9 protein-coding genes are annotated in these 7,723 nt (G+C 73.3%); 8 read left to right on the forward strand and 1 reads right to left on the reverse strand.

Annotated elements, in window-relative coordinates:
- Positions 1-32 precede the first annotated feature (32 nt).
- From ACRWND_RS21410 to ACRWND_RS21440, 7 genes are all read left to right on the forward strand, one after another.
- Positions 33-1,316 (forward strand): hypothetical protein, encoded by a 1,284-nt coding sequence (locus tag ACRWND_RS21410; protein WP_431951783.1) that lies wholly within the window; start codon positions 33-35, stop codon positions 1,314-1,316.
- Positions 1,313-1,912 (forward strand): hypothetical protein, encoded by a 600-nt coding sequence (locus ACRWND_RS21415; protein WP_431951785.1) that lies wholly within the window; start codon positions 1,313-1,315, stop codon positions 1,910-1,912. The genes ACRWND_RS21410 and ACRWND_RS21415 overlap by 4 nt, the downstream gene beginning before the upstream one ends.
- On the forward strand, positions 1,909-2,655 hold the full coding sequence (locus tag ACRWND_RS21420; protein WP_431951787.1) for an ATP-binding cassette domain-containing protein: 747 nt from the start codon (positions 1,909-1,911) through the stop codon (positions 2,653-2,655). Before ACRWND_RS21415 ends, ACRWND_RS21420 begins: the two co-directional genes overlap by 4 nt.
- 521 nt (positions 2,656-3,176) lie before the next feature.
- Positions 3,177-3,716 (forward strand): PadR family transcriptional regulator, encoded by a 540-nt coding sequence (locus tag ACRWND_RS21425; RefSeq protein WP_431951789.1) that lies wholly within the window; start codon positions 3,177-3,179, stop codon positions 3,714-3,716.
- On the forward strand, positions 3,713-4,423 hold the full coding sequence (locus ACRWND_RS21430) for an ABC transporter ATP-binding protein (RefSeq protein WP_431951791.1): 711 nt from the start codon (positions 3,713-3,715) through the stop codon (positions 4,421-4,423). The genes ACRWND_RS21425 and ACRWND_RS21430 overlap by 4 nt, the downstream gene beginning before the upstream one ends.
- Positions 4,420-4,956 carry a hypothetical protein gene (locus ACRWND_RS21435; RefSeq protein WP_431951793.1) on the forward strand — a complete coding sequence of 179 codons (537 nt, stop codon included), beginning with the start codon at positions 4,420-4,422 and terminating at the stop codon, positions 4,954-4,956. Before ACRWND_RS21430 ends, ACRWND_RS21435 begins: the two co-directional genes overlap by 4 nt.
- A gap of 356 nt (positions 4,957-5,312) precedes the next feature.
- The gene (locus ACRWND_RS21440; protein ID WP_431951800.1) at positions 5,313-5,804 is read left to right on the forward strand and encodes an FtsX-like permease family protein; all 492 of its coding nucleotides are present in this window, start codon (positions 5,313-5,315) and stop codon (positions 5,802-5,804) included.
- Positions 5,805-5,954: 150 nt separating this feature from the next.
- Here the strand turns inward: ACRWND_RS21440 and ACRWND_RS21445 are convergent, their stop codons facing one another.
- On the reverse strand, positions 5,955-6,491 hold the full coding sequence (locus tag ACRWND_RS21445) for an HNH endonuclease (protein ID WP_431951795.1): 537 nt from the start codon (positions 6,489-6,491) through the stop codon (positions 5,955-5,957).
- Between the two features lie 233 nt (positions 6,492-6,724).
- Between ACRWND_RS21445 and ACRWND_RS21450 the strand changes: the two genes are divergently transcribed.
- On the forward strand, positions 6,725-7,723 hold a 999-nt coding region (locus tag ACRWND_RS21450; protein ID WP_431951797.1), incomplete at its 3' end, for a mechanosensitive ion channel family protein.

A 7,723-nucleotide genomic window follows, 5' to 3' on the forward strand; every position in this document is an offset into this window, starting at 1 on the left:
TGCCGTGCGGCCCGCCGCGACTGGAGAAAATCGTGACGCTTCGCAGTCACCTTAGGATCGGCAGCCCCATCTGGCTGGGCCTTCTCCTCATGTGCTTCACCGTCTACTACTACCTGGACGTGGCGGCCGAGTGGAGCGATCCCCATGGCATCGGGTGGGCCCCCGGAATCGTGGCCACCGCAGTGGGGTCACCTTCCTCCTTCGGCACGGCCTTCGTGGCCGTGATGGCGGCCTGGGAAGCGGGCCGGCTCGCCCGGGCCGGCTTCTGGGAACTGGCCCCGGCACGCACCCGGGCCCAGGTGGTCGCACGGCAACTGTGGCCCGCGGTGACCATGGCGTGGCTCGCCGCCGTGGCCCCGGTGGTGGTGGCGCTCGTCCAGAACCGGACAGTCCCCGACGGCTGGAGTCTCCTCCCGCTGGGCACGGTCCTCGTCGACCTGGCCCTGTGGGCGGTGGTCGGATTCGTGGCGGGGAGCAAGGTGAGTCCCCTGATCGCAGCGCCGGCTGTGGGCGTTGTGTCGTTCCTGCTCGTCGCGACCTCTGTCGCAGTCGACCCCGCGTGGTGGCGGCACGTCGCGGGAATGATCTCGGAGCCGCCGACGCCGGGCGAAACCTACAGCCTGACGGCGGCCACGGTACCGGTCCTGTTCACCGGCGGCCTGGCGGTCGCCGCCGTACTCTTCTGGGTCCTGGCGGCGCCACGGACCGCGCGCGTCGCGGCGGCCCTCGTCCTCGTGGCCGCCACGACGCTGGGCGCGAGCCGGATCGTGGACGGCTGGGGCTACTTCGGCGGCATGCGCACGCAGGCGGTGCCGTTGAGCTGCGCCGGGCACGCCCCCGAGATCTGTGTGGCGGCCTCGAGCAAGGCCGGGCCCGAGACTCTCCGGGCGCAGGTCGCCAAAACCGTCGAGCGGCTCGGCAGCGCGGGTGTCGCCCAGCCGCCCGCACGGGTCGTCGACACCGCGGTGGAGGGCAGATACCCGGAGCGGTCGTCCGCGCGGGTCTGGCACGTCCCGCTGACCGCGTCCGCCCGCAGAGGCGACCTCGGCTATCAGGTGATGCGCAACGCGGTCCGCTTCCCCTGCCGGGCACCCCAGCAGGCGTGGGTCCGCGTCGTCCTCGCCTGGGCGGCCGAGCGCACCGGGCAGACGGCCCCGTACGAGAAGGCTCTGAGGGCGGACCCTTTCTTCAACACCGTGATCTGGCAGAAGGACCGGAAGCAGGTGGCCACGGTCCTCGACCTGCCCGAGTCGGGACAGCGCGCCTGGTTCGCCCACGGTCTGGACGCCGCATGCGCGAAGGGGGGCGCCGCATGACGCTCTGGATCCGCTGCCGCAGAGCGACGACCACGCTTCCGGCCGGGTGCGCGGCCGCCTTCGTACTGGCGCTGCTGCTCGGAGGCAGCGCTGTGCCCCTGCCGGCCCTCACGCTCGGTGGCACGGCCACCGTCCAGCTCAACCAGTTCGTCCCGGTCCTCGTGGCGGCGGTACTCGCGTACTGCCTGGACACGCGGATCCCGGCGGCGGAGGCCAGCGGCATCCGCAGGATCCGGCGCCTGGACGCGGCACTCGTCCTCGGGGTGATCGCCCTCCTGGAGCTGGCGGGCGCCCTGACCGCGCTGGCCCTCGACGAACCGTCCACGCATCCGCTGTGGACACTGGGCCGCAACACCGCGTGCGCGGCCGGCCTGCTGCTCCTGGCGCGCCCGTGGCTGCGCGGAGCGGCGGTCATGGTCCCCGTGGCCATGGTCTTCGGTGTGGTGCTCTTCGGTTACCGGCGGCCCACCGACCCCTACCCGTGGGGCTTCGTCCTGGAGCCCGCCACATCGCCGTTCGCGGCAACCGCGTGCATCGTGATCGCGGCCGCAGGCGTCGCCACCCACGTTCTCGCCGCGAAGAAGGAGGAACTGTGAGCCTTCGCTATGACTCCTGCACCTACACCTACGGACGTCGCAAGCGGCCCGTCCTGGACGGGTTCACCTACGAGGTGCAGCCGGGACTCACGGTTCTGCTCGGCCCCAACGGTGCCGGCAAGTCCACCTTGCTGCGGCTGGGCGCCTCCGTCACCACACCCCGGTCCGGCAGCGTGAGCCTGGGAAGGCTGCAGGGCGGCAGCCGGGAGTTCCGGCGGAATGTCGCCTGGATGCCGCAGCACATCGCCCCCGTGCCGTCGCTGACCGCACGCGAGTACGTGGCCTACGTCGGCTGGCTCAAGGGCATGAGCCGCCGGGAGGCCTGGGACGCCGCCCGGGGCGCCCTGCGCCAGGTGGAACTCGGTGACAAGGAGAACGAACGCACCAGCGACGTCTCCGGCGGACAGTTGCGCCGCATCGGAGTGGCGGGCTCCCTGGTGCACGGCGCGCGGGTGCTGCTGCTCGACGAACCCACGGCCGGCATGGACCCCCGCCAGCGACGTGTCTTCCGCGACCTGCTGCGCGGCCTGTCCGAGAACGTGGCGGTGCTCCTGTCCACGCACGATGTCGCCGACCTCGCCGAGGAGGCGGACCAGGTGGCCGTGCTGGAATCCGGTCGCCTGCGCCACTCGGGCACGACGGCCTCGTTCCTCGCCCTCTGCCCGCCGGACGTCCCCGGCGCAAGGGCAGCCGAAGGCGCTTACAGCGCGCTGCTGGAAGGGTTTCCGAGCTCGCTCCTGTGACGGTCGCGTCCTCCGAAATGGTCAACGGTGTCGGCGGGGCGACGGTCGACGGGGCAGCGGGGCCGGGGAACGGCCGCGGTCCGACCCCCATGCCCGGGGGGACCGCTCGGTGCTGATGCTCGCCACGCTCGTGGAGCGGAGCCCGGACCGCACAGGGATCCCGGCAACGGTGCCGCTGACCGGCCGTCCACCGCGACGGCAGGAACCCGGCAGGGTCCAGCGCGGCGCCGTTGAGCACCACTTCGCGGACCGTGGGGGCGACCAGGTCGATGAAGGTCGAGGCGCCCGCCCCGGCGGAGTCGAAGCGGTGCGCGTCGCCATGGGCGCGGCGGCGTGGGCGGTGCGGCCGTGCCGCACCGTCGGCTGTCCCGGCCCTGGGGGGACCCACTCCGTCGGCCGCCCCGGCCCCTGAGGGACCCACCGGCGGCGCCTCCGTTCCCCGGGGAGTGTTGTGCGGCGGCCGCACCCCTGCCACTATTCACTCAGTACATGTACGAAGTGAATAGGAAGGGGGGTGTCGCGTGAGCACCGGCAATGTCCTGCTCGGGCTGCTGGCCGCCGGCCCCGCCCATGGCTACGAGCTCAAGCGGCGGCACGACGAACGCTTCCCCCAGGCCCGGCCCCTCGCCTACGGCCAGGTCTACACAGGCCTTCAGCGCCTGGTGCGCGACGGCCTCGCCGAGGTCGACGCCACGGAGAGCGAGGGCGGCCCGGAGCGCACCGTCTACCGGCTCACCGAACACGGCTCGCTGACGCTGCGCGCCTGGGTCGGCGAGCCCGTACCGCCGGCGCCCGTCAGCGCGGCCAACGAGATCTTCGCCAAGGTCACGGCGATCATGGCCTCCGGCCACGGCGACCCGGCCGCCTTCCTGCGTCTGCAGCGCGCCGCGCACCTCGCCCGGATGCGCGAGCTCACCGCGGTGAAGACGGCACCCGGCACCCCGCTGTCGGCCGTGCTCTCCGCCGACTACGCCCTCACCCATCTCGACGCCGACCTGCGCTGGATGGACAACGCCGCGCAGCGCCTCGGCGCACTGGCCGAGGAGGTCACCTCACCATGACCACGCCCCTGCTCGAGGCCCGCGGCCTCGTCAAACGGTACGGCGCCACCGAAGCCCTGCGCGGCGCCTCGCTGCGCCTGATGCCCGGGGAGATCCTTGCCGTCACCGGGCCGAGCGGCAGCGGCAAGTCCACCCTGCTGCACTGCCTGGCGGGCATCGTCCGGCCGGACGAGGGCGAGGTCCGCTACCTGGGCGGCAGCGCCGGCGGGGAGCGGATCGACCAGGCCGGTGAGAACCGCCGCTCCACACTGCGGCGCACCGACTTCGGCGTCGTCTTCCAGTTCGGCCAGCTCGTCGGGGAACTGACGGCCGTGGACAACGTGGCTCTGCCGCTGCTGCTCGCCGGCGCCTCGAGGGCCGCCGCCCACGAGAGGGCCGGCACCTGGCTGGAACGCTTCGGCGTGCGGGGTCAGGCCGCCCTTCGGCCGGGCGAGATGTCGGGCGGGCAGGCGCAGCGGGTGGCCCTGGCCCGCGCGATGGTCACGGGGCCGAAGGCGGTCTTCGCCGACGAGCCCACCGGCGCGCTGGACTCACTCGCGGGCGAGCAGGTCATGACCGCCCTGGTCCACGCCTCCCGCGAGTCCGGCACCGCTGTGCTGCTGGTCACGCACGACGCACAGGTCGCGGCGTACGCGGACCGCGAGGTGACGGTGCGGGACGGGATCGTCGAGGGAGAGGACGAGCATGCCGCGGAGGTGACCCGGTGAGGGGGCTGCGGACGGACGCCCGGCTGGCCTGGCAGGTGCTGCGGGGCTCCCCGCCCAGCGAGTGGTGGCGTCTGGCGCTCACCGCGCTGGGGGCGGCCCTCGGCACGGGCTTCGCCCTGGCGGCCGCCGTCGTGGCCGCGATCGGCACTCGCGACGACGGGCCTCCCCGGTACACCAACAACCTCCTCAACGAGGCGGGACTGCGGCCGGGGGTCATCGCCGTGCTCCTGCTGCTCCTGCTGCCGGTCTTCGCCTTCCTCGGCCAGTGCACCCGGATCGGCGCGCTGCGGCGGGAGCACCGGCTGGCCGCGCTTCGGCTGTCCGGGGCCACCCCGCGGCAGGTGCGGCGGATCGCCGCCCTGGAGACGGGCGCCGCCGGCGGTCTGGGGCGGTGGCCGGGCTGGTGGGCTTCCTGGCCCTGCGCGGAGTGCTCTCGGCGGTGCAGGACGAGGGCAGGGCGCTCACCTGGCCCTCCGACGTGCCCGTGCCGTGGTTTTCCGCCGCCTTCGTGGTCCTCGCAGTGCCGCTGCTGACCACTCTGGAGGCGCGGTTCGCCCTTCGCCGGTCGGCCACCGACCCCTTGGGCGTGATCGCGAAGCGCCGCCCGCCGCGCGGCGGTGCGCTCCGCTGGCTGCTGGGCCCGGTGGCGCTGCTCGCCGTCATCGCCCTGTCGACGGCGGGGTCGCGGGTGGCGCTGGACCGCGTGCCGTTGGAGGTGGTGACGCCGGTCCTCCTGGCCCTGTACGTCTACGGGCTCCTGCACAGCAGTGCCGGGCTCGCGATGTTCACCGGGCGGCTGGCCGCGAGGTCGGGCCGGCCGTCGCTGCTGATCGCCGGCGAGCGGCTGCGCTCCGATCCCTGGGCCGCGGCCCGGGCCCACTCGGTGCTGATGCTCGCCGCGCTGGTGGGGGCGGGCTGGGTGGCCACGCGCCGCGCGGTGCTCGAGACGCTGCGCGCGGAACCCGGCTACCGCGCCGAGGCGGTGGCCTTCCACACCACCGGCTGGAACCTGGTGGGGCTGGCCGTCCTGGTCGGCAGCGCGGTCACCGTGAGCGGCGTGGCGGTGGGGGTGGTGGAGTCGCTCATGACCCGCCGGCGGACCCTGGCCGCGCTGTCCGCGGCGGGCACGCCACGGAGGGTGCTGTGGCGGGCCACGCTGCTGGAGACCGCGCTGCCGCTGGCCCCGGCGCTGCTGCTGGCCGCCGGCAGCGGCCTGGCGCTCGTCGCTCCCTTCGTGCTCCACGGCATGCGCAGCTCCCTGGCGCTGATGGAACCGGCCCTGCTCACGGGCGGCCTCCTGGCCGCCGCCCTGCTGGCCACCGCCGCCGGCCTGCCGCTGCTGCGGCGCACCGTGCACCCGGCGCAGTTGCGCCACGAGTAGGGGCGCGAGGGCGCCGGCAGGAGGCCCAGGACCGGCACGGGGGTGCGGTCCTGGGCCCGAGCCCGGCCCGGGGCTCCGAGCCGGTCCGGCGTGGTGGAGGTGCCGGGGACGGTGGAAAAGACGTCTTCACGGCAACATGAAGGCCCGGTCTCAGGCGGATATGCCGTCGATCCGGGCCATGGCGTCCTCCGCGCCGAATGCCTGCAGGTAGGGCATCCAGCGCGGGTCCCTATGCCCCGTCCCGATGATCCGCCAGGCGAGGCCCGACGGCGGGGCCGGCTGGTGGCGCATCCGCCAGCCGAGTTCGGCGACATGGCGGTCGGCTTTGAGATGGTTGCACCGGCGGCACGCCGCGACCACGTTGTCCCACGTGTGCTGGCCCCCGCGGCTGCGCGGGATCACGTGGTCGACGCTGGTTGCGACGCCTCCGCAGTACGCGCACCGGCCGCCGTCCCGAGCGAACAGCGCCCGCCGGGTCAGGGGCACGGGGCCGCGAAAGGGGACTCGGACGAATTTGGTGAGCTTGACGACGCTTGGAGCCGGGACGGTACAGGTCGCGCTGTGCATATAGGCGCCGGATTCCTCGAGGCACACGGCCTTCTTGTTCAGCACGAGGATGAGCGCGCGGCGGAGCGGTACGACGCCGAGCGGCTCGTACGACGCGTTGAGGACCAGGACATGCGGCACGGGTGCCTCCTTTTACGCCGGCGGCGCGTGGCTCGCGCCGGGACGATCTGCCCACAGTCTCTCCGGAAGCCCGGTCGCGGCGCCACCATGACCGGGTAACGGAGCGAGGGTGTTTTCAACCACACCCCTTGTACATGCCCTGAATCACCGCACGTCGCTCTCGAACAACACAACGGAGCCGAGCGCCTACCCCGTTAGTGTGGGAAGCCTGCCCAACCCGGAGGTTTCCGCCCGTGTCCCCATCGCCGTCCACCGCCACGACGATCGACGACGCCCAGAAGAGCGCGACCGACGCCGCCGACTACATCAGCCGGAACTGGGCGGACTGGCTGTCCGCCGGACTGCGCATCCTGCTGATCCTGGTCATCGCCCTGGTGCTGCGGTCGGTGGTCCGCCGCATGATCACCAAGCTCATCGAGCGTATGAACCGCGGCGCCGAGGTCGCGGCGACCAGTGCCCTCGGCGGACTGCTGGTCAACGCCGAGCGGCGGCGGCAGCGCAGTGAGGCGATCGGCTCGGTGCTGCGCAGCGTCGCCTCGTTCGTGATCTTGGGTACGGCGGCGCTGACCGTGCTGTCCGTGCTGAACATCAACCTGGCCCCGCTGCTGGCCAGCGCGGGTGTGGCCGGTGTGGCGATCGGCTTCGGCGCCCGGAACCTCGTGACCGACTTCCTCTCCGGCGTCTTCATGATCCTGGAGGACCAGTACGGCGTCGGGGACGTCATCGACGCGGGCGTCGCCAGCGGCACCGTGGTCGAGGTCGGACTGCGGGTGACCAAGCTGCGCGGCGACAACGGCGAGATCTGGTACATCCGCAACGGCGAGGTCAAGCGGATCGGCAACCTCAGCCAGGGCTGGGCGACCGCCGTGGTGGACGTCCAGGTCGGCTACGGGGAGGACCTGGACCGGGCCCGCACGGTGATCGAGGAGACGGCCGCCGCGATGGCCAAGGAGCAGCCGTGGGACGAGATGCTCTGGGAGCCGGTCGAGGTGCTGGGCCTGGAGTCGGTGACCTCGGAATCGGTGCTGATCCAGGCGCAGGCCAAGACCATGCCGGGCAAGGCGGCGGCGGTGGCGCGAGAACTGCGCTGGCGGGTCAAGCGCGCCTTCGACGCGGCCGGGATCTCGATCGTCGGCGGTACTCCGCAGGCCGCGGAGGAGGACGAGCCGGCCGACCCCGCGGCCGCCGTCGCCCCGCCCTCCGCGCTGGCGAACCCGGCGTCCCCGCAGGCG

This window comes from Actinacidiphila sp. bgisy167 (assembly GCF_965342175.1).
Classification (GTDB): Bacteria; Actinomycetota; Actinomycetes; order Streptomycetales; family Streptomycetaceae; genus Actinacidiphila.